This is a genomic window from Acinetobacter johnsonii ANC 3681 (assembly GCF_000368805.1).
In the GTDB taxonomy this organism is placed as follows: Bacteria; Pseudomonadota; Gammaproteobacteria; order Pseudomonadales; family Moraxellaceae; genus Acinetobacter; species Acinetobacter johnsonii.
This window is the reverse complement of record NZ_KB849709.1, coordinates 50454-73303: the sequence shown is the minus strand read 5'-3', so window position 1 is coordinate 73303 and position 22850 is coordinate 50454. Positions and strand designations below refer to the sequence as shown.

23 protein-coding genes are annotated in these 22850 nt (G+C 40.9%); 11 read left to right on the top strand and 12 right to left on the bottom strand.

Going from position 1 to position 22850, the window contains the following annotated elements; translation table 11 throughout:
- The first annotated feature begins 138 nt into the window (after window positions 1–138).
- Together F946_RS16160 and F946_RS16155 are read left to right on the top strand one after the other, a co-directional pair.
- Window positions 139–825 carry a LuxR C-terminal-related transcriptional regulator gene (locus F946_RS16160; RefSeq protein WP_004696942.1) on the top strand — a complete coding sequence of 229 codons (687 nt, stop codon included), beginning with the start codon at window positions 139–141 and terminating at the stop codon, window positions 823–825.
- Window positions 822–2720 (top strand): sensor histidine kinase, encoded by a 1899-nt coding sequence (locus F946_RS16155; protein WP_004984734.1) that lies wholly within the window; start codon window positions 822–824, stop codon window positions 2718–2720. The genes F946_RS16160 and F946_RS16155 overlap by 4 nt, the downstream gene beginning before the upstream one ends.
- Before the next feature lie 25 nt (window positions 2721–2745).
- On the opposite strand, the gene F946_RS16150 is transcribed toward F946_RS16155, so the two are convergent.
- A complete protein-coding gene (locus F946_RS16150) occupies window positions 2746–3912 on the bottom strand; it encodes a ribosomal protein uL16 3-hydroxylase (protein WP_004984732.1) in 1167 nt (388 codons plus the stop codon).
- A 193-nt stretch (window positions 3913–4105) separates the two neighbouring features.
- Between F946_RS16150 and F946_RS16145 the strand changes: the two genes are divergently transcribed.
- The gene (locus F946_RS16145; RefSeq protein WP_004984730.1) at window positions 4106–4528 is read left to right on the top strand and encodes a hypothetical protein; all 423 of its coding nucleotides are present in this window, start codon (window positions 4106–4108) and stop codon (window positions 4526–4528) included.
- Window positions 4529–4643: 115 nt separating this feature from the next.
- Here F946_RS16145 and F946_RS16140 read toward each other — a convergent pair whose 3' ends face one another.
- A complete protein-coding gene (locus F946_RS16140; protein WP_004984727.1) occupies window positions 4644–5237 on the bottom strand; it encodes a Maf family protein in 594 nt (197 codons plus the stop codon).
- Complete coding sequence (locus tag F946_RS16135; protein ID WP_004984725.1) at window positions 5234–5620, bottom strand: DUF2237 family protein; 387 nt, start codon at window positions 5618–5620, stop codon at window positions 5234–5236. The genes F946_RS16140 and F946_RS16135 overlap by 4 nt, the downstream gene beginning before the upstream one ends.
- A gap of 139 nt (window positions 5621–5759) precedes the next feature.
- Between F946_RS16135 and F946_RS16130 the strand changes: the two genes are divergently transcribed.
- The 4 genes from F946_RS16130 to F946_RS16115 all read left to right on the top strand — a co-directional run bounded on the left by F946_RS16130 (window position 5760) and on the right by F946_RS16115 (window position 9485).
- A complete protein-coding gene (locus F946_RS16130) occupies window positions 5760–6950 on the top strand; it encodes a phosphoglycerate kinase (protein WP_004984721.1) in 1191 nt (396 codons plus the stop codon).
- A 149-nt stretch (window positions 6951–7099) separates the two neighbouring features.
- Window positions 7100–7375, top strand: coding sequence for a hypothetical protein (locus tag F946_RS16125; protein ID WP_004696954.1), 276 nt, complete (start codon window positions 7100–7102; stop codon window positions 7373–7375).
- Window positions 7376–7496: 121 nt separating this feature from the next.
- A complete protein-coding gene (gene fba, locus F946_RS16120) occupies window positions 7497–8534 on the top strand; it encodes a class II fructose-bisphosphate aldolase (protein WP_004984718.1) in 1038 nt (345 codons plus the stop codon).
- A gap of 93 nt (window positions 8535–8627) precedes the next feature.
- Window positions 8628–9485: a DMT family transporter gene (locus F946_RS16115; protein ID WP_004984717.1), complete on the top strand. Its 858-nt coding sequence runs from the start codon at window positions 8628–8630 to the stop codon at window positions 9483–9485.
- On the opposite strand, the gene F946_RS17465 is transcribed toward F946_RS16115, so the two are convergent.
- Window positions 9445–9678, bottom strand: coding sequence for a hypothetical protein (locus tag F946_RS17465; protein ID WP_004984716.1), 234 nt, complete (start codon window positions 9676–9678; stop codon window positions 9445–9447). The two genes, F946_RS16115 and F946_RS17465, sit on opposite strands and share 41 nt — an antisense overlap.
- 100 nt (window positions 9679–9778) lie before the next feature.
- The gene (nfsB, locus tag F946_RS16105) at window positions 9779–10432 is read right to left on the bottom strand and encodes an oxygen-insensitive NAD(P)H nitroreductase (RefSeq protein WP_004984715.1); all 654 of its coding nucleotides are present in this window, start codon (window positions 10430–10432) and stop codon (window positions 9779–9781) included.
- Between the two features lie 417 nt (window positions 10433–10849).
- Between nfsB and F946_RS16100 the strand changes: the two genes are divergently transcribed.
- On the top strand, window positions 10850–11077 hold the full coding sequence (locus F946_RS16100) for a hypothetical protein (RefSeq protein WP_004696967.1): 228 nt from the start codon (window positions 10850–10852) through the stop codon (window positions 11075–11077).
- Between the two features lie 61 nt (window positions 11078–11138).
- On the opposite strand, the gene F946_RS16095 is transcribed toward F946_RS16100, so the two are convergent.
- Together F946_RS16095 and F946_RS16090 are read right to left on the bottom strand one after the other, a co-directional pair.
- Window positions 11139–11858 (bottom strand): UDP-2,3-diacylglucosamine diphosphatase, encoded by a 720-nt coding sequence (locus F946_RS16095; protein ID WP_004984713.1) that lies wholly within the window; start codon window positions 11856–11858, stop codon window positions 11139–11141.
- A gap of 118 nt (window positions 11859–11976) precedes the next feature.
- Window positions 11977–12486 carry a peptidylprolyl isomerase gene (locus tag F946_RS16090; RefSeq protein ID WP_004696971.1) on the bottom strand — a complete coding sequence of 170 codons (510 nt, stop codon included), beginning with the start codon at window positions 12484–12486 and terminating at the stop codon, window positions 11977–11979.
- Window positions 12487–12721: 235 nt separating this feature from the next.
- On the opposite strand from F946_RS16090, the gene F946_RS16085 reads away from it, so the two are divergent.
- The 3 genes from F946_RS16085 to F946_RS16075 all read left to right on the top strand — a co-directional run bounded on the left by F946_RS16085 (window position 12722) and on the right by F946_RS16075 (window position 16014).
- A complete protein-coding gene (locus F946_RS16085; protein WP_004984711.1) occupies window positions 12722–14440 on the top strand; it encodes a glutamine--tRNA ligase/YqeY domain fusion protein in 1719 nt (572 codons plus the stop codon).
- Between the two features lie 80 nt (window positions 14441–14520).
- Window positions 14521–15432: a bestrophin family protein gene (locus F946_RS16080; protein ID WP_004984708.1), complete on the top strand. Its 912-nt coding sequence runs from the start codon at window positions 14521–14523 to the stop codon at window positions 15430–15432.
- A 120-nt stretch (window positions 15433–15552) separates the two neighbouring features.
- A complete protein-coding gene (locus F946_RS16075) occupies window positions 15553–16014 on the top strand; it encodes an SRPBCC domain-containing protein (RefSeq protein WP_004696977.1) in 462 nt (153 codons plus the stop codon).
- On the opposite strand, the gene F946_RS16070 is transcribed toward F946_RS16075, so the two are convergent.
- The 5 genes from F946_RS16070 to putA form a co-directional block, all read right to left on the bottom strand.
- Window positions 16008–16547 (bottom strand): lecithin retinol acyltransferase family protein, encoded by a 540-nt coding sequence (locus tag F946_RS16070; RefSeq protein WP_004984706.1) that lies wholly within the window; start codon window positions 16545–16547, stop codon window positions 16008–16010. The genes F946_RS16075 and F946_RS16070 overlap by 7 nt on opposite strands.
- Before the next feature lie 201 nt (window positions 16548–16748).
- Complete coding sequence (locus F946_RS16065) at window positions 16749–16997, bottom strand: hypothetical protein (protein ID WP_004696981.1); 249 nt, start codon at window positions 16995–16997, stop codon at window positions 16749–16751.
- Window positions 16998–17204: 207 nt separating this feature from the next.
- The gene (locus F946_RS16060) at window positions 17205–17429 is read right to left on the bottom strand and encodes a hypothetical protein (protein WP_004984703.1); all 225 of its coding nucleotides are present in this window, start codon (window positions 17427–17429) and stop codon (window positions 17205–17207) included.
- 242 nt (window positions 17430–17671) lie between these two features.
- Window positions 17672–18754 (bottom strand): tRNA (uridine(54)-C5)-methyltransferase TrmA, encoded by a 1083-nt coding sequence (trmA, locus tag F946_RS16050; protein WP_004984701.1) that lies wholly within the window; start codon window positions 18752–18754, stop codon window positions 17672–17674.
- A 267-nt stretch (window positions 18755–19021) separates the two neighbouring features.
- Window positions 19022–22777, bottom strand: coding sequence for a trifunctional transcriptional regulator/proline dehydrogenase/L-glutamate gamma-semialdehyde dehydrogenase (gene putA / locus F946_RS16045; protein WP_004984699.1), 3756 nt, complete (start codon window positions 22775–22777; stop codon window positions 19022–19024).
- Window positions 22778–22850 lie beyond the last annotated feature (73 nt).

The window sequence follows — 22850 nt, the reverse complement described above, 5'->3', positions numbered from 1 at the left end:
AGTATATAAAATGAATATGAACAAGCGCTTATTGTTCAAAAGAAAAAATTATAAATTACTTACTTCTAGGGATAGGTTAGGCCAAGCTTGCATCGGTATAGTGTGCTTGAAGAATGATAAGAAAAAGGGGAAGCTTCAGTGAAAAATAAGGAAACTGTTTTGCCTGCACCTGTTTTAATCGTGGAAGATGAAGCCATGATTCGCTCGCGCCTAGATCTGATCCTGTCGGAGCTGGGCTATAGTCAAGATATGCTGATTTTTGCTAAAAATTTAGCTGAAGCCATGCAAATCATTGCATCACAACCGATTTCTTTAGCTTTAGTTGATTTAGGGTTGCCTGATGGAAATGGCATCACCTTAATTGAAAAACTTAGAGAGATAGACGAAAGCGCCTTAATTTTGGTGATTTCGGCATGGAGTACACAGCAAAGTTTATTTGCCTCGATTAAAGCGGGAGCGAATGGCTATGTATTGAAAGAACGTGATGATGCCGAAGTGCTAATGTCGATACGGAGTATTTTGCGCGGCGGAGCGCCGATTGATCCCTTTATTGCCCGAGAGATTTTAAATCAAATCTCAACCTCAAATACCCCCCAAACTGAGCGTGTAGAGCAGTTGGATGGTCAGGACTATGATCAACTGACCAATCGAGAAACTGAAATTCTCAATTTGGTGGCACAAGGCCTGAGTAACCGCGAAATTGCTGAGCAATTATTTGTTTCGCGCTATACCGTTGAAAGCCATATTAAGCATATTTACCGCAAGCTTTCTGTTTCAAAAAGAACCAAAGCAGTCAGCACTGCGCGTTCTTTAGGTATTTTATGAGAAATGGCTGGCTGAGCATTTTTGTCACACTGTGTTTGTGTGTGCTTAGTTTTGCCAGTTCCGCACAAACCAACTTTGCTGTTAGTCCAACTTGTAAAGTGAATGTCGATAAAATTTCTGCGGTGAAAACAAGTTCTATCGATGTTGTTCCGAAGACGGGATGGGTAGAGGTCAAAAACCCTGATGTGTGGACAGAACGCTGGCCACATTACGATGGCGGCGTTTGGTACCATTTTAATTGGCATTGGAGTTGTAACGACAGTAATGAACTGAATCAGCCTTTAGCATTTTCTGTGGAAGGCATGAGTAGCGCAGGCGCTGTTTTTTTTAATCGAAATTTACTTTGGAAAGATAAGCATTTAGTTGAACCCTTGTCCAAAAGTTGGAATACCCCACGTTTTTGGATCCTTCCTGTCGAAAGCTTAAAACAAAAAAACAATGACATTTGGGTGTACGTGGTTGGTAATAGTTATGAAAGTCCGGGTTTAGGTAATCTAGAATTTTCTGATATCACAACAGCATATGATAAACAACAAAAAAGAATTTGGAACAAGAGAGCACTGTTTCAAGTCAATTTAGTCATTTCCACCACCTTAGGTTTGGTGTGCTTTGTCATTTGGTTTTTTAGACGCAATGAAACGACATTTCTGTGGTTTTCTGTTAGCTGTTTGTTTTGGGTCTTGTTTATTTGGAATGTCATCAACCGAGAAGTGTTTCCATATCCAAACTCCTTGTGGGTCATGAAAACTAACCTGACTTTTTTTGTTTTATACAATGTTTGCTTTTGCATTTACTTGCTGCGTTTTGTGAAGACAAAATTTGCTGAGTTAGAGAAAACCTTATTTTTAGTGGCTGCAGTGTGTATTGTCACCATCTTGTTTATCCCGAGCTTGATGGTCAATATCGTATTTGCTGTGATTTTCCTGTTATGTATTGCATTATTTATCGCATCATTCTGCTTTGTGATTTATCGTGCTTATAAGACCAAGCGCCGTGATTATATCTTGTTGGTGGTTTGTTTAAGTGTGATTCTTATCGTCATGCTTTACGATATTTCACTACTTTTTGATGGGCATATTAATGACCATCAGCCTTTGTCGCCGTATACCTCACCGGTGATCACTTTTTTTATTGTGATTATTCTCGCAACACGATTAGATAAAAATATTAAAAAAATACAAAGATTTAATAGTGAGCTTGAGCAACGAGTGAGCTTTGTGACCAGTAACCTGTCCTCTAGTTTATATGCTCGACACCAATTAGAGCTTGAAAATGTCCGCTTACAAGAGCGTATTCATTTAGCACATGATTTGCACGATGGTTTGGGTGCATCTTTGGTTCGTTCCATGATTTTGGTGGATCAGAGCTCCAGCACCATGTCGAATCAACAATTTTTATCCATCCTCAAATTGCTTCGAGATGATTTAAGACAAATTATTGACAGCGGTTCTTTAACCAATAACAAAACGCCAGATAATCCTGTGTTATGGATTGCTCCTGTTCGGCATCGGTTTAGTCAGATCATGGATGAGTTGGATATTGAAGCGACTTGGAGCATTCCAGAGGCATGGGAAATACAACCGACAGCACTACAATGTTTGACTTTAATTCGTGTGCTTGAAGAAAGTTTGACCAATATTATGAAGCACAGCCAAGCACGGCATATTGATGTAAAAATGTATTATCCAAGTACAACTCACTTGGTCATGATTATTCAGGATGATGGCGTAGGTTTTAATGTGGAGTGTGTGCTTAACCACGGGATGGGCATTGGTATGCGCAGTATGAAAATGCGTTTAGAAAAAATTGGTGCTGAGCTCAATATCGAATCTGAAAAAGGCTGTACCAAAATTATTGCCAGTTTAAGGTTTGGTGAGGGAGAAAGTGCTGAGTAGTTAGATTCCTCAGCACTTGGTTTGCTTAAGCTTCGTCAGGTGGGAGTAGCATTAAGACGGATTCGTTCATCAGCATTGCAATGTCTTCTAGAATATCGGCATCATATAAGCTTTCATCAAGCAAGAGTGCTTCACCATCTGCTAAATTCTTGAGTAATGGTGCAAATTGCTCTGAAATGCATAGCCCTTCACCATTGGCCCAAAATAAGAATTCATCTTCATCGTGTGTATAAAGTAGGCGAGAAGCGGGTTCTAAGATCAGCTGATAGCCTTGGTCTAAAATACCTTCTAAATCTCCTGTGCCAATTTCTTCAGCTTCAGGAATATTTTCAGGGTATTTCGGCTCTGACATCAAGGTCATAATAGCATCTTCAAGCAAAGTTGAATTTTGTAGCTGAGCCAAAATTTCTGCTTTTAAATAATCCAATTCGTTTTGTGTTAATTGACCGATCGGGCTTTGTTGATCACGGACAATATCGAGCAAAGGATTACGCAGTAGCGCGTTATCAGATAGTTTATCGCCTACACGGTCTACCATGTCGGTGACGTTTGGCATACGGAAGCCAAAAGAGAAGGTCAGACAGTCATCTTCAGCTACACCAAAATGTGATAAACCTGGTGGTACATAAAGTAGATCACCTGGCGCTAATACTTCGTCAAAATGTACGTCAATTTCAGGCAGTAATTTTAAAGGTTGGCCTGCAACAATCTCAGAGTCAGCATCGCACATTTGACCCAACTGCCAACGACGATGACCATAACCTTGAACTAAAAAGACATCGTAAAAGTCAAAATGCTTTCCGACAGAGCCACCCTTAGGCGCATAGGACACCATGATGTCATCACGGCGCCACTGCGGAATAAAAGGAAATTTTTTCCACAGTGCAGCTAAGTCAAAAGAGTAGTGATCTACGGCTTGAACCAATAAAGTCCAGAGTTTTGGCATCTTTTGGAAATCAGCTTTTAACAGCGGTGAAGACTTTACCGACCACTGATTTGGGTCACGGTCTTTTTGTTTGATGAGACGAGCTGTGACATTTTCATCTAAAGCCAGTTCCATAATATCGCTAGGTTCTAAAATATTGATAATTTCAGGCAGCGCGTTGCGGACCAATAATGGTTTTTTTTGCCAATATTCGGCAAGGAATTGTTCAGCTGTAATACCGCCAAGAACATCAAGAGATTGGGACATGAAAATAGCCTAAGCAAATTTAAAACAATATTGTGACTATTGTCTTATGATCGAAGGCCTATGTGCAAGTATCGTTAGATTTATTTAAATGCGCTTGGTTGATTTAAATAAATTAAGTTTGTCTGAGTCGTTATGATTGCAGGCATCAAAATTTTTACAGCATAATAGGTCTAAAATATAGTGAAGAAAAATAATGTTAAGTAAAGAAGACGCCGAGAAAATGGCGAATGAGATATTGCAAAAAGAAAGAGAGAAAAGTCAGTCCAAATTAGCGGAAAAATCATGCTCAATCGATAGGATATATAAAACAAAAAATTTGGCTAAGGTGCCCCAATATCAGCATATCTTACTTTTTAGACAAGCCAAAAGTCTTGCTGAAGATCATCCGCTATATAATAAAATGTGGTATGGCTATTTGGTATTGGCATTGTTATTTGTCAAATATCTCTTTAGACAGAGGGAAAGTGTGAGTAGCTTTGACCCTAATAATATTGGTCTATTTTCCTTTCTTATTCTTTTTATGCTGATTACGCTGTACCGTAGTCTATTAATTCGAATGTATTTTAAACGACTCATTCAAGCTTATCTCTCAGCAAATTTGTCTAAAAATCTTTGAGCGATTGGCTATATATTTTATTCATGCTGTTGTTACATTTAATGCTCAAAATTGAACAGCAACATCTGCAGCTGTTCAATTTGTTGAGGAACCAACTAAAAATACTTCTACATAATTATGGCACAAGCACTTTTAATTCACGCAGAATATGACACAGCTGAATCATAGGCATACCCATCAACGTGGTTTGATCTTGTCCTATCATTTGTTCAAATAAGCTGATACCAAGACTTTCACACTTGAAGCTTCCAGCACACATCAGTGGTTGTTCAACTTCAACATAACGCTGAATTTCAGGCAGTCCCAGTTTACGGAATTTGACTTTATAGTGTTCAACCAGACTACGTTCAAAGCCAGTTGAGTGTTGCTGCACGCTGAGTGCGGTACTGAAGTAGACAATTTTGTCCGAATTGGCCTGTAGCTGTTTAATGGCTTTTTCAGTACTCAATGGCTTACCAATAAAAATATCGGGTGCACCTTCACGCCATGCCACTTGATCTGAACCAATCACGATTGCTTCAGGGTTTTGTGACGCAATGACATGCGCTTTTTCATAAGCCAATCGTTTGGCTAAATCATCGGCATGGCTTTCACCACGAGGCGATTCGTCTATATCAGGCACAACGCAGCGGTAGTCTAGACGTAAACGATTCATGAGGTCTTTACGAGTTTGACTGCTTGATGCCAAGATAATTTCTGAAGTATTCATTCGACTGCATATTCCATAAGCACATTCAGCGGGACATAGGACAGTACAGCTTGATGGCAAGCTTGAACTTTAACAGGAGGCGCAAAACCGGCCTGATAAGCTTCTACCCAACGGGTCACACAGATACACCAAAAATCACCAGGTTGTAGACCTGGAAAGTCAACTTCAGGCACAGGGGTAATGAGATCATTACCTACACGCTGCGAAAAATTTAAAAACTCAGAGGTCATTTCAACACAGATCGTGTGTTGTCCCAAATCAGATGGTGCTGTATGACAAAAACCATTACGGAAATAACCCGTGATCGGGGAGTAACAACAGCTGGCTAAAGGTTCACCCAAAACGTTTAAACGGTTTAGATTTGGATCAGGATGAATAGACATAAATGCTAAATCTAGTGAGACTTTTCACTATGATAGCAAAACTTTGCCTTTCGTTTGCTTTTCTGCAAAAGAAGCTAACCTTTTTCTGCATAATCATTTAAAATCGACGCGATTTTTATATATAGAAAGAGAGCTCTACATGAATTTTCAGCGTATGACTGACCTCGATTTAACAGGTAAACGTGTTCTTATTCGCGAAGATTTAAACGTTCCTGTTAAAAATGGTGTGATTACAAGTGATGCACGTTTACGTGCCGCTTTACCAACAATTAAAGCAGCGTTAGCACAAGGCGCAGCCCTAATGGTTTATTCTCACCTTGGTCGTCCAGTTGAAGGTGAGCCAAAACCAGAACAATCACTAGCACCTGTTGCTGCGTATTTGACTGAAGCATTGGGTCAAGACGTTCAATTAGTGACGGATTACCTTGATGGTGTTGACGTTGCCGCAGGTCAAGTGGTACTCCTTGAAAACTGCCGTTTTAACGCGGGTGAAAAGAAAAACAACCCAGAACTTGCGGCAAAATATGCAGCACTTTGTGATGTATTTGTGATGGATGCATTCGGCACAGCGCACCGTGCAGAAGCATCAACTGAAGGCGTGGCACGTTTAGCGAAAGTTGCAGCGGCTGGTCCTTTATTGGCGGCTGAGTTAGATGCACTTGGCCGTGCATTACAAACCCCTGAAAAACCAATGGTTGCTATTGTTGCGGGTTCTAAAGTATCGACTAAGTTAGATGTGTTGACATCACTTTCTGATATTTGCGATCAATTGATTGTGGGTGGTGGTATTGCCAATACGTTCTTGGCAGCAGCAGGCTTCAATGTCGGTAAATCATTGTGTGAAAATGATTTGATCGCTACAGCAAAAGCAATTGCTGCGAAAGTTTCTGTACCGCTTCCAACGGATGTCGTAGTAGCTGATGCTTCTGAAATCGATTTTGCAGACTTCTTGGGTTCATTGGCTGCTGCTAAAGCAGTCGTGAAAAAAGTTGAAGATGTGACTGACAATGACATGATTTTGGATGTAGGTCCAGAAACAGCAAAAGCATTTGCAGACATTTTAAAAACGTCAAAAACGATTCTTTGGAATGGCCCAGTGGGCGTATTTGAGGTTGATCAATTCGGCGAAGGCACAAAAACTTTATCTTTAGCGATTGCTGAATCTGCTGGCTTCTCTATTGCAGGTGGTGGTGACACTTTAGCTGCTATTGATAAATACGAAGTTGCAGACAAAATTGGTTATATCTCAACGGGTGGTGGTGCTTTCCTTGAGTTTGTCGAAGGCAAAACACTTCCTGCAGTTGCAGCGCTGATCGAGCGTGCACAATAATTGTTGTGTGCTCATGCTGTTGTAAAAAGGTTGACTTCGGTCAACCTTTTTTTATGGGCTTAACAAATCTATTCATCATTCAGTCATGAAAATGAAATAATGCTGAAATAAACTACAGGGCATTAAATCATCTGTTCTAGGAAAACATTATGAATTTAAAAATGACCCTTGCTGCACTTTTGTTAGCACCATTGGCACTGACTGCTTGTAAGAAAAATGAAGCACCAGAGCAAACTGCTGCAGCATCTGAAACAGCAGCAGTTGAAGAAGCTGTAACGGCTGAACAACAAGCGGCAATTGATGCGATTGATCAGCCAGAGTTGGATGAAAAGAACAAAGACATTCCTGCTGAAGTTGCAAATGCACCTGCAGATGCTGCAACTGCGGATCCTGCGGTAGAGGCTTCGGCTGCTACAGCACACTAAATACACGCGAATTTCGTAAAAAGTCCCTGCAATTGCGGGGATTTTTTTTAAATAGTGTTATTTGTTGCTGAATTGAAACCTTTGAGCATGTAGAATATGTCGCATCAACTGGGAGGACATTATGGCTCTTATTTCATTGCGCCAGCTCTTGGATCACGCCGGCGAACATGCTTACGGCGTACCAGCATTCAACGTAAACAACTTAGAACAAATGCGCGCAATCATGCTTGCAGCAGATGCGACAAATTCACCTGTTATCGTACAAGCATCAGCGGGTGCGCGTAAATATGCAGGTGCTCCATTCTTACGTCATCTTATTTTGGCTGCAATTGAAGAATGGCCACACATTCCAGTGGTAATGCATCAAGACCATGGTACAGATCCAGACGTTTGCCAACGTTCAATTCAATTGGGCTTCTCATCTGTGATGATGGATGGTTCATTGGGTGCAGACGGTAAAACACCAACAACGTATGAATACAACGTTGATGTAACTCGTCGTACAGTACAAATGGCGCATGCATGTGGTGTTTCAGTTGAAGGTGAAATCGGTTGTTTAGGTAGCCTTGAAACTGGTATGGCGGGTGAAGAAGATGGTGTAGGCGCTGAAGGTGTTCTTGATCATTCTCAACTTCTCACTTCAGTTGAAGAAGCACGTCAGTTCGTTGCAGATACCAATGTAGATGCACTTGCAATTGCAGTGGGTACTTCTCACGGTGCGTACAAATTTACGCGTCCACCTACAGGCGATATTTTGGCAATTGACCGCATTAAAGAAATTCATGCGGCGCTTCCAAATACCCACCTTGTGATGCACGGTTCAAGCTCTGTTCCTCAAGAATGGTTAGCGATCATTAACCAGTACGGCGGCGACATCAAAGAAACTTATGGTGTTCCTGTTGAGCAATTGGTTGAAGCAATCAAGCACGGTGTTCGTAAAATCAACATCGATACAGACTTGCGTTTAGCATCGACTGGTGCAATGCGTCGTATGATGGCTGAACAACCAAGCGAATTTGACCCTCGTAAATTCTTCGCGAAAACTGTAGATGCAATGAAACAAATTTGTGTTGACCGTTATGAAGCATTTGGTACTGCGGGTAATGCCGATAAGATTCGTCCAATTTCTTTAGAGAAAATGGTTGATCGTTATAAATAATTCTTTTTGAATAATTTATATTGGAAAAGCCCACCCTGATGTGGGCTTTTCTATGTGTGTTTATATTCGAGGCGACAATAATAAGAGTGTGCTATGGAACTGATATTTGCTGCGGCCTGTTGTAGTGTGGTGGTCTCCATTCTTTTAAAATGGGGCAAAAACAAAGGATTTGATCCGATCCAGATGATTAGCTGGAACTATGCTTCAGCCAGTTTACTGTGTTACTTCTGGTTTAAACCTGATCTAAGCCATGTTTCTATTTCAAATACTCCGTGGTGGCTGATTGTCGCGCTTGGTGTTTTGTTGCCGAGTGTATTTTTATTTTTAGCTAAATCTTTACAATATGCAGGCATTGTCAAAACAGAAATCGCACAGCGTTTGTCGGTGATTTTATCTTTATTGGCGGCTTATTTTATTTTTCAAGAACAGTTTAATCAGCTCAAAATTGTCGGGGTAGTCTTGGGGCTTGCCGCCGTGATGTGCATTTTATTTACCCATGCTTCAGGTGGGGGTGAAAGTCAAAAACAGGCTGTGTGGTATTTAGCACTAGTCTGGTTTGGTTATGCGCTGATTGATGTCCTACTCAAATATACAACAGGGCTGGGTGTGCAGTTTTCCGTTGCGTTAAACCTGATGTTTATTTGCGCGTTTTTATTGTCAGTCGGTTATGTTGCTGTGACCACGAAAAATATCGGCTTAACCAAGAACGTCTTGGCAGGTTTATGTCTTGGCGTATTGAACTTTGCCAATATCGCACTTTATGTCAAAGCTCATCTGCTACTCAAGGACAGCCCAGCAGTGGTCTTTGCGGGCATGAATATTATGGTGGTGCTGTTAGGCGTATTCAGCGGACTACTTTTCTTTAAAGAGAAGCTCAAACTCCCAACAGCCATCGGATTGGTGTTGGGTATCACAAGCGTGGCTTGTTTAGCTTATGAAATGTCTGTTTAAAATAGTTCTGCACAAAGGAAAAAGGGTGTTTGAGCAGATCTTCAATTACTGCAATCCCTAATAACAGCCCTGGTTGCTCACAACTGGGGCAATCGGGATAGTGAGGGCGCATAATATGTTGATACTGACCTAAATAGATTTTATTGCAATGTGCACATTCAAATTTCATCGGCATATTGGGCTTAACAGACATCAGCAACCTCACTATTTTTGTTTTGACATTGAACATGATGAAGCAATTTTCAGGCCCAAAATATAAAAGGGACTGAAGTCCCTTTTATATACAAATAGCATTACAGCTGCGTGAAAATATCTTGTTTGCTTAGACGAGACTTGGGTAATTTGGCATTGAAGTCGGCATCACTCCGATAGCCTAGTGTGAGCAATACAGAAGGGACTAGACCTTGTTCGGTTAAACCTAGCTCTTCACTAATAATGGATTCATCAAAACCACCAATTGGCGTCGCATCAATTTTTTCAATACCTGCAGCCAATAGAATTTGACCTAAAGCAATAAAGGTTTGGTTTTCCGCCCAGCGCTGTATATCACCTTTTTCATTGCGGTAATAGTTGACATAACCTGAACGACTGTCTTTTTGGCCTTGCTTAGCTGCCTTATCTTTAAAACGACCATGTAGGTCATCTTGATGCAATAAATTTTCCAAATGTTGCTCAGAAATATCGGCTTTGGTGCAAAATAAAATTGTATGTGATGAATCTAGTACTTTGGGGGCATTGTATGCGCATTTACCCACCAGTGCTTTTGCAATGCGTTCTTTGGCGTTTGTGTTTTCTGCAATGAAAAAATGCCAAGGCTGGATGTTGATAGACGATGGTGTTAAGCGGAGAATTTCTAATAATCGAGTAAACTGTTCATGAGGGATCTTTCTATTTGGGTCATAAGCTTTGGTGGTATAACGACTTTTTGAAATATTTAGCAGATCCATAATCGCACTCGATTTATTGTTGATGTCTCATTCTAACCGATGAAAGGAGACTTGTGATCACGCTACAACTCGAACAGACTTAGATTTTAGTTGAATATGTGTGCCGGATGAACACGCATTTAAGTGCCTGTGAATAAAGTATTTATATGAAAAGTTTTTTATTTCAAACAGATAAAATAATAAAAAAGTCATTCTATTAAAAAATGGGCTACTTTTGCTTAAATCTTGACAACCTAGTATAATGCAGACTACGAGTAGGTATTGTTCCTACTTTTCTATGATATAGCTGATTGTGATCTATCTGAGTTCAGGCATTTGACTTGAATATCATCATTGTAACTACAGAATTATTATTCAAAACCCGTTTTATTAATCTCTTTGTTCCATCACAAAAAGCTCACTTAGTGAGTTAAAATTTTGACAACTTTAAATACATGGCGTGTTGCTACAGCCGTAAATGGTAGTGAAATCAATGTAAAATTGGTGCCACTTAAACGTCAACAGAATACAAATCACGGTTTAATCTGGGTTGAAGTCGGGCATATGATTCAACTTGAATCTGGCGAAACTCTTCCAATGAACTTAGATGGTTTGAGCTTTTATACCGGTGTTAATCAATTGTACCGTCTAAATGAGTTGAACTAAGGCGATAAGTACTTGAGTTAGCATTATGTATAATATTGATTGGTATAGTAAAAAAATGGCATTAATACTGCCATTTTTTTAATGCCAAATTTTGTAGATGACCATTCGCATTAATTTCTAAAATCTGAGCGGAATCTTCTTTCCAGTCACCGAGTACAATTCTCTTTTTCCCATCGACATCATGAATGTTGGCACGATGCGTGTGTCCGTGAATCAGTAAATCGACATTTTTTAGTGCTGCTTGAACAGCATCTTGATTCACATCCATGACTTCATAGCTTTTAAACTGTTGTGCTTGACGGCTTTTTTTACGGAACCCATTGGCCAGTTTTTGTCTAAAGCCAAGCGGTGTACTTTTTAAAAATTTTAGTAGAAGTGGATTACGGATGATTTTACGAAAACGCTGATAGGATACGTCGTCCGTGCAGAGCAAATCACCATGTTCAATACGAATGGTGTGATCTGAAAGTTTGAGTGTGCAAACTTCAGCTAACAGTTGACCATTAAATTGGTCGAGGAACTGTTGTCCTAGGGCAAAATCACGGTTACCTGTTAAGAAATAGATGTGATTGCCTGCATTTGAAAATTGCTTTAAAGCGCGAATGATTTCATTTAGCCAAGGGGCTGTGTAGTCGTCGCCAATCCATGCATTGAACCAGTCGCCTAAAATATATAGCTGGGTATTCTTGTTTTTATAAGCCTCTAATAAATCTAAAAACCCCCGAACGAGTCGAGGGTGATCTGGTGACAAGTGTAAATCAGCGATAAACAAATAGGTCACGGAAGTTTCCTTTTAAAAATCCCTCCCGACCTCCCTTTAAAAAGGGAGGAGAATCTCATATTCGAATGAGAGTCTAGCTCCCTCCTTTATCAAAGGAGGGTTGGGGAGGATTTAAAAATTACTCAGAAATGATCTTAGCAGATTCAATAACAACGTTTTCAAGTGGAACGTCAGCGTGGTAGCCACGGTTGCCAGTACGAACGCCTTTAATTTCGTTTACTACGTCTAGGCCTTCAGTTACTTTACCGAAAACTGCATAACCCCAACCTTGTGCATTTTTGCCAGAGTGGTTAAGGAACGAGTTGTTACCCACGTTAATAAAGAACTGAGCAGATGCAGAGTGAGGTGCTTGTGTACGCGCCATTGCAATTGTACCAAGGTCATTGGTTAAGCCGTTATCAGCTTCGTTTTCAATTGCATCACGTGTTGCTTTTTCTTTGAAGTTTTCATCCATACCACCACCTTGGATCATGAAGCCATCGATCACGCGGTGGAAAATTACGCCGTCATAGAAACCGTCACGTACGTATTCTAAGAAGTTAGCAACAGTAATCGGTGCTTTTTCGTTGTTAAGTTCAAGAACAATACGACCTTTATTGGTGTTTAATTCGACTTGAGGAAAACTCATTGTGTAATCTCCTAATCATGGACATCAAAGCCATGGGTTTTTTGGTTGTGAGAAGCATAAGCAAACTGTAAACTACAAGGCAAGCAAAAACGTTATTTTCTTTGTAAAATAGATCAAATATCGTTTAAGGGGCTGTAAAATATTCATAAATCGACTGATAGATCAGTTAGAATTATGCTCGTATAGCAGGACCCTATTTTTCCTTAATTTTTTTCATCAAAGTGATTTTTAAACTATGAAGCCGAATGATGTTGTTTCAACACTGCCAAATAACCCGACACCAAGTAACAATGCCTCTGTCGCAGCGCAGCAAGAACAACAGCCAGGCTTAGACTTTGTTCGCCAAGTGATTACCGATGATTTGGCTGAAGGTCGTACGCAAAAAGTAGTCACGCGTTTCCCGCCAGAGCCGAATGGTTATTTACACATTGGTCACGTGAAAGCGATTTGCTTAAACTTTGGTATTGCCAACGAGTTTGATGGTTTTTGCAACCTACGTTTTGATGACACCAACCCAGATGCTGAAGAACAAGAATATGTAGATGGGATCGCCAACGATGTTAAATGGTTGGGTTTTGAATGGAATGGCGAACCGCGCTATGCATCAAGCTATTTCGATCAACTCCATGCATGGGCGATTCAACTGATTAAACAGGGTGATGCTTATGTGGATTTGCAGTCACCTGAAGAAATTCGTTTGAACCGTGGTAACTTTATTGAGCCGGGTAAAAACTCGCCTTACCGTGATACTTCAGTTGAAGAAAACCTTGCGCGTTTTGAAAAAATGAACAATGGTGAGTTTGCAGAAGGTGAAGCTGTTCTGCGTGCCAAAATTGATATGGCATCTCCAAATGTGCATATGCGTGATCCTATTTTGTATCGTGTACTCCATTCAGAGCATCACCAAACAGGTGATAAATGGAAAATGTACCCAATGTACGACTATGCGCATCCATTATCAGATGCAATTGAAGGCATTACTCATTCATTATGTACTTTGGAATTCCAAGACCACCGTCCGTTTTATGACTGGGTGGTTGAGAAAGTTCACTCGGAAGCAGTGCCGCGTCAGTATGAGTCTAGCCGTTTAAATATTGACTACACCATTACCTCTAAGCGTAAATTACGTAAATTGGTTGAAGGTGGTTATGTCAATGGATGGGATGACCCACGTATGCCAACAGTTGTAGGTATGCGTCGTCGTGGTTTTACCCCAGAAGGTCTACGTGACTTCTGTAAGCGTGTTGGTGTGTCGAAGTCAGACGGTATTGTTGATGTTGCAATGCTTGAATATTGCATCCGTCAGTCTCTAGAAAATGTTGCGGCACGTGGTATGGCGGTGTTGAACCCACTTAAAGTTACGCTCACCAACTTGCCTAACGATATGGATTTAACCCATTCACGTCATCCAAATGTAGACATGGGTGAGCGTGTGATTCCGTTAACCTCTGAAATTTACATTGACCGTAAAGACTTTGAAGAAGAACCACCAAAAGGCTTCAAGCGTTTAATTCCGGGTGGTGAAGTTCGTTTGCGCCATGCTTATGTCATTAAGTGTGATGAAGTGATTAAAGATGAAAACGGTGAAGTTGTTGAGTTGAAATGTTCAATCGACCCTGAAACTTTGGGCAAAAATCCAGAAGGGCGTAAAGTTAAAGGGGTGATTCACTGGGTATCTGCAAGCAAGGGCATTCCTGCTGAAGTGCGTATTTATGATCGCCTCTTTACAGAGTCGGACCCTGAAGTGGGTGATGATTTCTTAGCGAACTTGAATCCTGATTCATTGAAAATTGTACGCGCGGTGATTGAGCCTGCATTAGCGCAAGCACAGCCTGAAGACCGTTTCCAATTTGAGCGTGAAGGTTATTTTGTTGCAGATCAGTATGACCATACAGCAGAGAAACCTGTGTTTAACCGTATTTTAGACTTAAAAGACAGCTTTAAGCCTAAATAAGCGCTGTTTGCTTGATGTGGATAGATATAAGGCTCAACTTCGGTTGAGCCTTTTCGTAGCGAAACCAATAGGAATACACTGTGATTGTTCGAGATAAAACCAATAGCTTTGCATTACTATTTGCTTGGCGCGGCACTATTTTGCCGAAAGTGTTTCCGGCACTGATGGTAGGTGTTTTAATTTCAACACTGTTGGTTTATCTAGCGACTCAACATTACGTGACTGCTCCTGCAGTGCCTGTCATTGGTTTTACTGTATTTGGCGTAATTCTTTCTATTTTCTTAAGCTTTCGAAATACAGCGTGTTATGACCGCTGGTGGGAAGGGCGTAAGCTATGGGGCGCACTGATTGCGAACGCACGGCATATAATCCGTGATAGTTATGTCTTAAATGATGCAGAGCGTACAGTTTTGATGTATCGCGTGATGTTATTTAGTCATTTGCTTCGAGATCGTTTACGGCAGCAAAGTCATACCTATGACCACTATCAAGCCAAAGTACAACTGACAGTAGAGCAGTGGCAGGTATTGGCTACGCATATTAATCCACCGCAATATCTATTAGAGCTTACGCAGAAAGATCTGGCGGTGTTGTATAAGCGTGGTGAGATTAGCGATATTATTTACAGTATGCTGACTAAGCATACAGTGGCAATGGGCGATATTCACGCTGGTTGTGACCGTATTTCATCTACGCCGTTGCCATTTTCTTATTCGGTTTTGTTACACCGTGCTGTGTACTCTTTCTGTCTCATTTTACCTTTTAGTTTAAGTTCCAGTCTTGGTTTTTGGTCACCTGTGATCGTGGCCTTAATTGCCTATCTCTTATTGGGTTTAGATGCACTAAGTGCAGAGTTAGAAGAACCTTTCGGGCTTCAGGAAAATGACTTGCCTTTAGATGCTATTGTACGGGGCATAGAGCGTGAAATGCTGAGTTCTTTAAATGAATCCTTGCCAGAACCAGTAAGTGCGCATAAAGCCAATTTAAGTTAAAGCCGTGAACAAATCCATAACAGAAAATGAGTGGATTGCCTGAGCCATAACAAATTTTCGATATGATTGGTTTGTTGAGATGTGCTATCACTAAGTTTAAAAGTGATAGGGGATATAACAATGACTACCGTGATCGAAACTCAGATGTTGATTCGGCGTTCTGTCAATATTGTGTTTAACGCTTTTGTTGATCCACTTATAACCACCAAGTTTTGGTTTAGTCAGTCTTCGGGCTATTTAGAAAAAGGCGCAATGGTCGATTGGACATGGGATAAATACCAAATTACACATTCGACTCATGTCCTACAAGTCGTTGAAAATGAGCTGATCTGCATCGAATGGGGCACGCCTAAAACTAAAGTTGATTTTGTATTTGAAAAAATCGACAGCATGAATACCTATGTGATCATTCGAAACTATGACATTGAGTTACAAGGTAATGAGCTGATTCATTACGTGATGGATGCAACAGGTGGCTTTACTACAGTGTTAGATGGTGCCAAGGCATGGCTTGAATACGATATCCAGCTCAACTTGGTTGAAGATAAATTTCCGCCTTTTCAACTGCGTTCACATCAGTGATCTTTTTTAGAGCGTTCCTCTTTAAACTCAAAATAGTTCCCAAGCTGCTGTTTGGCCTTATCACGTAATTTCTTTTTGATGTAGAGCACCAAGGCAAAACAGGTGGTGGTCAGCGTTAACATCAGGCTGTTCATGAAACTCATCATAGAGCTGACATAGCCAATAGTAGTAAGTCTGTTCATCATTTTGATGACTTGTGGGCTACTTTCAACGCCTGTAATGGCCCATGTGCATAAGTGTTCACAGTTATTGATAATAAGATGGTAGTTGTTTTCATGCATGCGTGAGCGCATACGGCGAACCACTTTACGGCCTTTATATTTGGGGGCTTGGTACTGATTAACTGTAATTTTACGTCCGTGGCTAAAGTTCTCGATGGAGGTTATTTCAATCGGATGCTTTTTAAAAAGATGTGCAAAACCTGAATAATGAATCACACGTCCACGCCCCGCATATATGCCGTGATGCGTATAGCCAAAATGTTTGACTATGAGATGAGCCCCCAAGGGGTAGTGGACTTTTTGTTGTTGCATGCCTAATACGTGCTAATTCATTACAGTTGTCTTTTATCTGTATTTTAAAGCTTCTGCTGTGAATTAGCGACTGTTTAGTGGGTTTCGGTTATTTGAGTTTACGATGATAGAAATAAAAGAGACCGATTGGAAAGGAGTATCTAGCTTTTGTGATCGCATTAAAAGAGGATGCAAGCATCCTCTTTTAAGATGAAGTAGTGTTTATTGATCCACTAGACCTAAAAGTGAGTTTTGGGTACTGCACATGCGTGTTGCTTCTTCAGTGTTCATCGCTTTCACGTCTTCTTCAAATTTCTTTTTTTGTTCTTTGAGTTGTTCTTCAGGCAAACCCATCTGCTCGGCAAGTTTTTCCATTTTTTCCCAAGACTCAACACAAGCTTTCGGCATCTTGCTACATGCTGTTAAAGATAAAAGGGTAATACATGTGCTGATTATGAGTAGTTTTTTCATTACTTAACCTTTTAATTTCAAACATTATTGATTTTTATATTGAGCCTGTAAGGTAACAAAAATTTAATGCTTTGTATAATATTTAAACGTGCAAAGTGTGCTGTGCTTCATATACCGTGGTTTTTTATACGCAGAATGATGTACAGCCATTAAAAAAGGCACTTAGATCAATCTAAGTGCCTTTTTGATGAATATTCAGTGACTCTACTACTGTAGAGGTCGATGCTGAAGTTCATTTAACTCCTTACGGCCATAGCCACGAGAAGCTAATACTTTTTTAATCCCAACAATCACGTCTTCATCGGTCGCTGTTTTAAGCTTTTCGATGAGCTGTTCATTGGTTTTACAAGAGCAGTCATTTTCAACACAAGCAATTTGATTTTTATGCTCGTTTTGCTGTTCATTTGAAAACAGCTTTTGCCAAAAACTCATATAGACTTCATTTACAACCTAACATAGGGTGAAATATAACCAATCTGTAAAATAATGCAAGTCAGTGTGAGAGATAAAAGCAGCGATCGATGTCGAAAAATTCCGATTATAGCGCAAGGTATTAACGTTATTATGACAGTTGAAATACTTGCATTTTATATAAGCTTATCTTTTTTCATGAAAATTAAAAAAGAAGCTCATTCGTGCTTCTTTTTTATACGGTTTAAGTTGCAACAAATTGTTTAAATTTTTTCCAGCAAAACCCCAGATTCGACATGATGGGTATAGGGGAATTGATCAAACAATGCAAACTGTGAAATTTTATGGGTTTGGCTGAGTGTTTTTAAGTTGTCATGCAAGGTGTCAGGATTACACGAGATATAGATGATTCGTTCAAAACGCTGAATCAATTTCAAGGTTTCATCATCAATACCTGCACGCGGTGGGTCAACAAACACCGTATCGAACTCATAGCTGCTCATATCGATATTTGCTTCTTGTAAGCGACGGAATTCGCGCTCGCCGTTATAGGCTTCTGTGAAGTCTTCTGCCGATAAACGCGCGACTTGAATATTATCGATGTGGTTTTGTTCGATGTTCCACTGTGCTGCATACACTGAAGACTTAGCCAGCTCAGTGGCTAAAACACGGTTAAAACGGGTGGAAAGCGGTAGGGTGAAGTTACCATTACCACAGTAAAGTTCTAACAAATCTTTATTTGACTGCTGTGCAGCATTGCAGGCCCATTCGAGCATTTTTTGGCAGACTTGCGCATTGGGCTGCGTAAAGCTGCTTTCAATTTGTTTGTACTGATATTTACGCTCAAAAACTTGAAGTTCTTCCACTACAAATTCATCGGTGAGTACCACTTTTTGACCACGGCTACGGCCAATCAACTTAATATTTAATTTGTCTGAAAGTTGTTTGGCTAAAACCTGCCACTGTTCATCGAGTGGGCAACGATAAATCAGCGAAACTAGCATTTCACCTTTTAAGGTCGCCAAGAAATGCACTTCAAATAAGCGTTTTGACAGGAGATCATTGCTTTTTAATTCTGCCAATAAAACAGGCATGAGTTGATTAATACTGGCATCAGCGATTGGGAAGTCATCAATACGAATGACTTTTTTCTGATTGTCTTCATCGCGTTCAAACATGGCATAAAACATATCATCTTCGGTATGCCAAATACGGAATTCTGCACGCATGCGAAAGTTTTTTTCAGGAGATTGAAAAACTTCAAGCGAAGGTGGAGTGAATTCAGCAAATTGAGCTGTAATTCGTTCAATTTTGGCGTCAAGTTGTTGTTGATAAGAAGAAGTCATATGCAGTAAAAATCGCAAACATATTGAAAAAAGAGATGGTAACAAAGTTTGCCGAATTAGCCTAAAGATATTCAGCAAAAGCGTGGGGTTTATTCATGTTACAGATGGTTTGATACTTTGCTATATCGAATATTTTCGAGCAGATTAAGTCAAACCGAGTCGCATAAAAAATGCCAATTAAACAGACAAGGAGATGTTGACTTGGCAATAGAGGAAAGATAGTAATAAACCTGCAGTCCTGATGAGGACTGCAGGTTTAAATTGGGCTTAATTCAAAGTCATGAGACTTGCATTACCACCAGCAGCTGCAGTGTTAACACTAATAGCACGCTCAATCACAAAACGTTCCAAAGGAATGGCAGTTTGTGATGGGCTAAGATGAGTAATACCCACAATCGCACCTTGACGCTCAGCAATCTGCTGTTGCAACGCTAAAAGCTGCGCCGTTGTACCATGGTGCAGTACTGCATCAAAAGCATCAGCTTTGATGTCTTTGATGACATGGAATGCTTGAGCCAATGCTTTAGGCATACTTGGCATGTGTTTTAACACAAAGCTGTTATCTGCAAGCACCGCTGGACGGCTACCAACTGCAAAAATCGCATTCAACTGTTGTAGCTGATCCGCTTCTTGTTCAGCTAATGACAAGACTGCATGACGCGGAATCACCATGTATTGGTTGCTTTCACCTGTCGGACCTTGCAGCTCGTAATGATGACCTGAACAGAAGTTCTCAATTTTTGCCAATTTCACTGCTGGGAAGATTTTAGCTGCCCACTCAATGAACAATGCAGAGTTGCTGAACTCGACTTGAGGGTTCAAATCAGCACCTGTTGCAAATGGTTTATTCAACTTTTTCGCAGAACAGTTTTGCATTAGGCGATACAGATAAATTGGACCACCCGCTTTAGGACCTGTACCTGATAAACCTTCGCCACCAAAAGGTTGTACACCGACAACTGCACCTACGATGTTACGGTTGATGTAGAGGTTACCTACTTCAGCATGGGTCATGACAGTTTGAATAGTTTCATCAATACGGGTATGTAGACCCATCGTCAGACCATAGCCTTTGCTGTTAATGTGCTGAAGTAACTGTTTGAGTGAACCTTGGTTAAAGCGAATCACGTGCAGCACAGGACCAAACACTTCGCGCTCTAAATCATTGAGATTTGGCAGTTCAATTAATGTTGGTGTAATGAACGTGCCTGCATCTAGTTCAGAGTCTTGAGCATCATTACGCATCAACTGGTGTACGCGATGACCTTTTTGGCGCATCTTGTCGATGTGCTTTTGAATGTTTTCTTGCGCTTCAGCATCAATGACTGGACCAATATCTGTTTTAAGTAGATATGGGTTGCCCACTTGAAGTTGCTGCATTGCACCTTTAAGCATTTGAATCACAGCATCGGCATTGTCTTCTTGTACACACAGTACGCGAAGAGCAGAACAGCGTTGACCTGCGCTGTCATAAGCTGAACTGACGACGTCAAGTACAACTTGCTCAGTCAGTGCTGATGAGTCAACGATCATGGCATTTTGACCGCCTGTTTCAGCAATCAGGGGAATGCTTTCACCATTTTTGCTTAGACGCTTCGCCACAGTTTTTTGCAAAATCTTAGCAACTTCAGTAGAACCTGTGAACATGATGCCTTGAACTTGCTCGGCTGCACTGAGTTGTGCACCCACAGTTTCACCGCGACCCGGCATCAGCTGTACAGCAGCTTGAGGCACACCTGCTTGCCATAAGATTTGAATTGCTTGCGCTGCAATCAATGGCGTTTGTTCAGCTGGTTTAGCAATCACGGTATTACCCGCAACCAATGCAGCAGCAACCTGACCTGTGAAGATGGCCAATGGGAAGTTCCATGGGCTAATGCATAGCATAGTGCCTAAAGGCTCAACTTCTGCGTTTGCATCTAGATCTATCATTTGCGTTGCGTAGTAGCGTAAGAAATCTACAGCTTCACGAACTTCTGCAATGGCATTGGCATACGTTTTACCACTTTCACGACAAAGTAAAACCATCAGTTCTTCTAAGCGAGCTTCCATTAAGTCAGCAGCGCGAAGTAGGTAACTTGCACGGGTGTCTTTAGCCGTACGTGCCCAAATGTCTTGAACAGCCTGTGCATTGTTTAATGCTTGCTCAACTTGTTCAGTTGTTGCTTCTTGTACATAACCGACAACATCTGTGTGACGTGCTGGGTTGATAATGCTTTGCGGAGCAACGGCGTCATTGGTCTGGATGTGCTCACCCATTGGTGCAGCAGACCATTGATGCTTAGCAAACTGTTGAGCTGTTTGGTTCAACTGAACTAATGCAGAGTCATTTGCAAGGTCTAAACCTTTAGAGTTTGCACGTAGCTGCCCATAAAGCTCAGCAGGAAGTGGAATCGAAAGGTGCTTTTGACCCACGATATTTTCACGTTTTGCACTGCTTAAAATGGTTTGAGTTGGGTTTTCAATCAAATCATCAATTGCGAGTGACTTGTCTGCAATACGGTTGACAAAAGAGGTGTTTGCACCATTTTCAAGTAAACGACGTACAAGATAAGCCAATAGTGTTTCATGGTTGCCCACAGGTGCATAAATACGGCAAGGTACACCCAGTTTTTTATCTAGTTTTTCGCCGACTACTTGTTCATACAGTGGCTCGCCCATGCCGTGTAAGCATTGGAACTCATACTGACCTACGTAGTATTTCTCTGGGTTGGCCATTTCATAAATGGTCGCCAAGGTTTGCGCATTGTGCGTTGCAAACTGTGGGTAGATTTGTTCTGGTGCAGCCAATAATTTTTTTGCACATGCGATATACGACAAGTCTGTATGTACTTTACGAGTAAATACAGGGTAGTCAGTCATCCCTTCAATTTGCGCTTTCTTGATTTCGCTGTCCCAGTACGCGCCTTTCACTAAACGGATCATTAAGCGTTTTTCGCTACGTTTAGCCAAGTCTACGATGTAGTCAACCACGTAGAAACAACGTTTTTGATATGCTTGGATAACGAAACCAATGCCTTTCCAGTCTTTCAGTTCTGGTTCAAAGCATAGACGTTCAAGCATTTCTAAAGAAATTTCTAAACGCTCAGATTCTTCAGCATCGATATTTAAACCGATGTTATAGCCGCGTGCTAATTTAGCAAGGGTAAAGACTTTGCCGTACAACTCTTCATGCATACGTGCAACTTGTGCGCGTTGGTAGCGAGGGTGTAGAGCAGATAATTTAATTGAAATACCCGGACCGTCGTAAACATCTTTGTCTTTTGACGCTTGACCAATGGCATGAATGGCATCGGTATAGTCTTTCATATAACGATCAGCATCATGATCGGTCAGTGCCGCTTCACCCAGCATGTCGTATGAATAGCGGAAGCCTTTTTCTTCAAGACGTTCAGCGTGTTGTAATGCTTCACCAATGGTTTCGCCAGTCACAAACTGTTCGCCCATCATACGCATAGCTACATCAACTGCTTTACGGATGATGCCACGACCACTACGTGCCAATAAGCCTGTTAAAGTGCCTGATAAGCTATTTTGCTTTGGCGTTTCCATCAGCTTGCCAGTCAACATGAGACCCCATGCTGCCGCATTGACAAACATCAAGTTACTTTGACCAACGTGTTCTTTCCAGTTGCCTTGGTTGATTTTGTCTTTAATCAATAGGTCACGTGTCGCCATATCTGGAATACGAAGCAATGCTTCAGCTAAACACATCAGCGCGATGCCTTCTTGAGAAGACAGTGCAAATTCTTGTAAGAGCCCTTGTACAATACCTGCTTTACCGCTGCCGCTTTTACGTTCACGTAAAGTATGAGCCAAATCAAACGCAAGTTCATGAATGCGTTGATTCATCTCGTCAGAGATTTTGCTGTGGTCTAATAAGTTTTGAACACAGTCAGTTTCGGCACGTCGCCAAGCGGTATTGATTTCAACTTCAAGCTCACTTTTTTCTTTGAATTCGGTAATATATTCAAATTGAGTTTGAGCGTCGTTGAAATGCGTATTGCTTTCCATCATATTCATGCCTACATCCTGTGCATACAATAATGTGTTGAGAGATCTATAGTAATTAATTTATGATTACAGAAAGAATGCC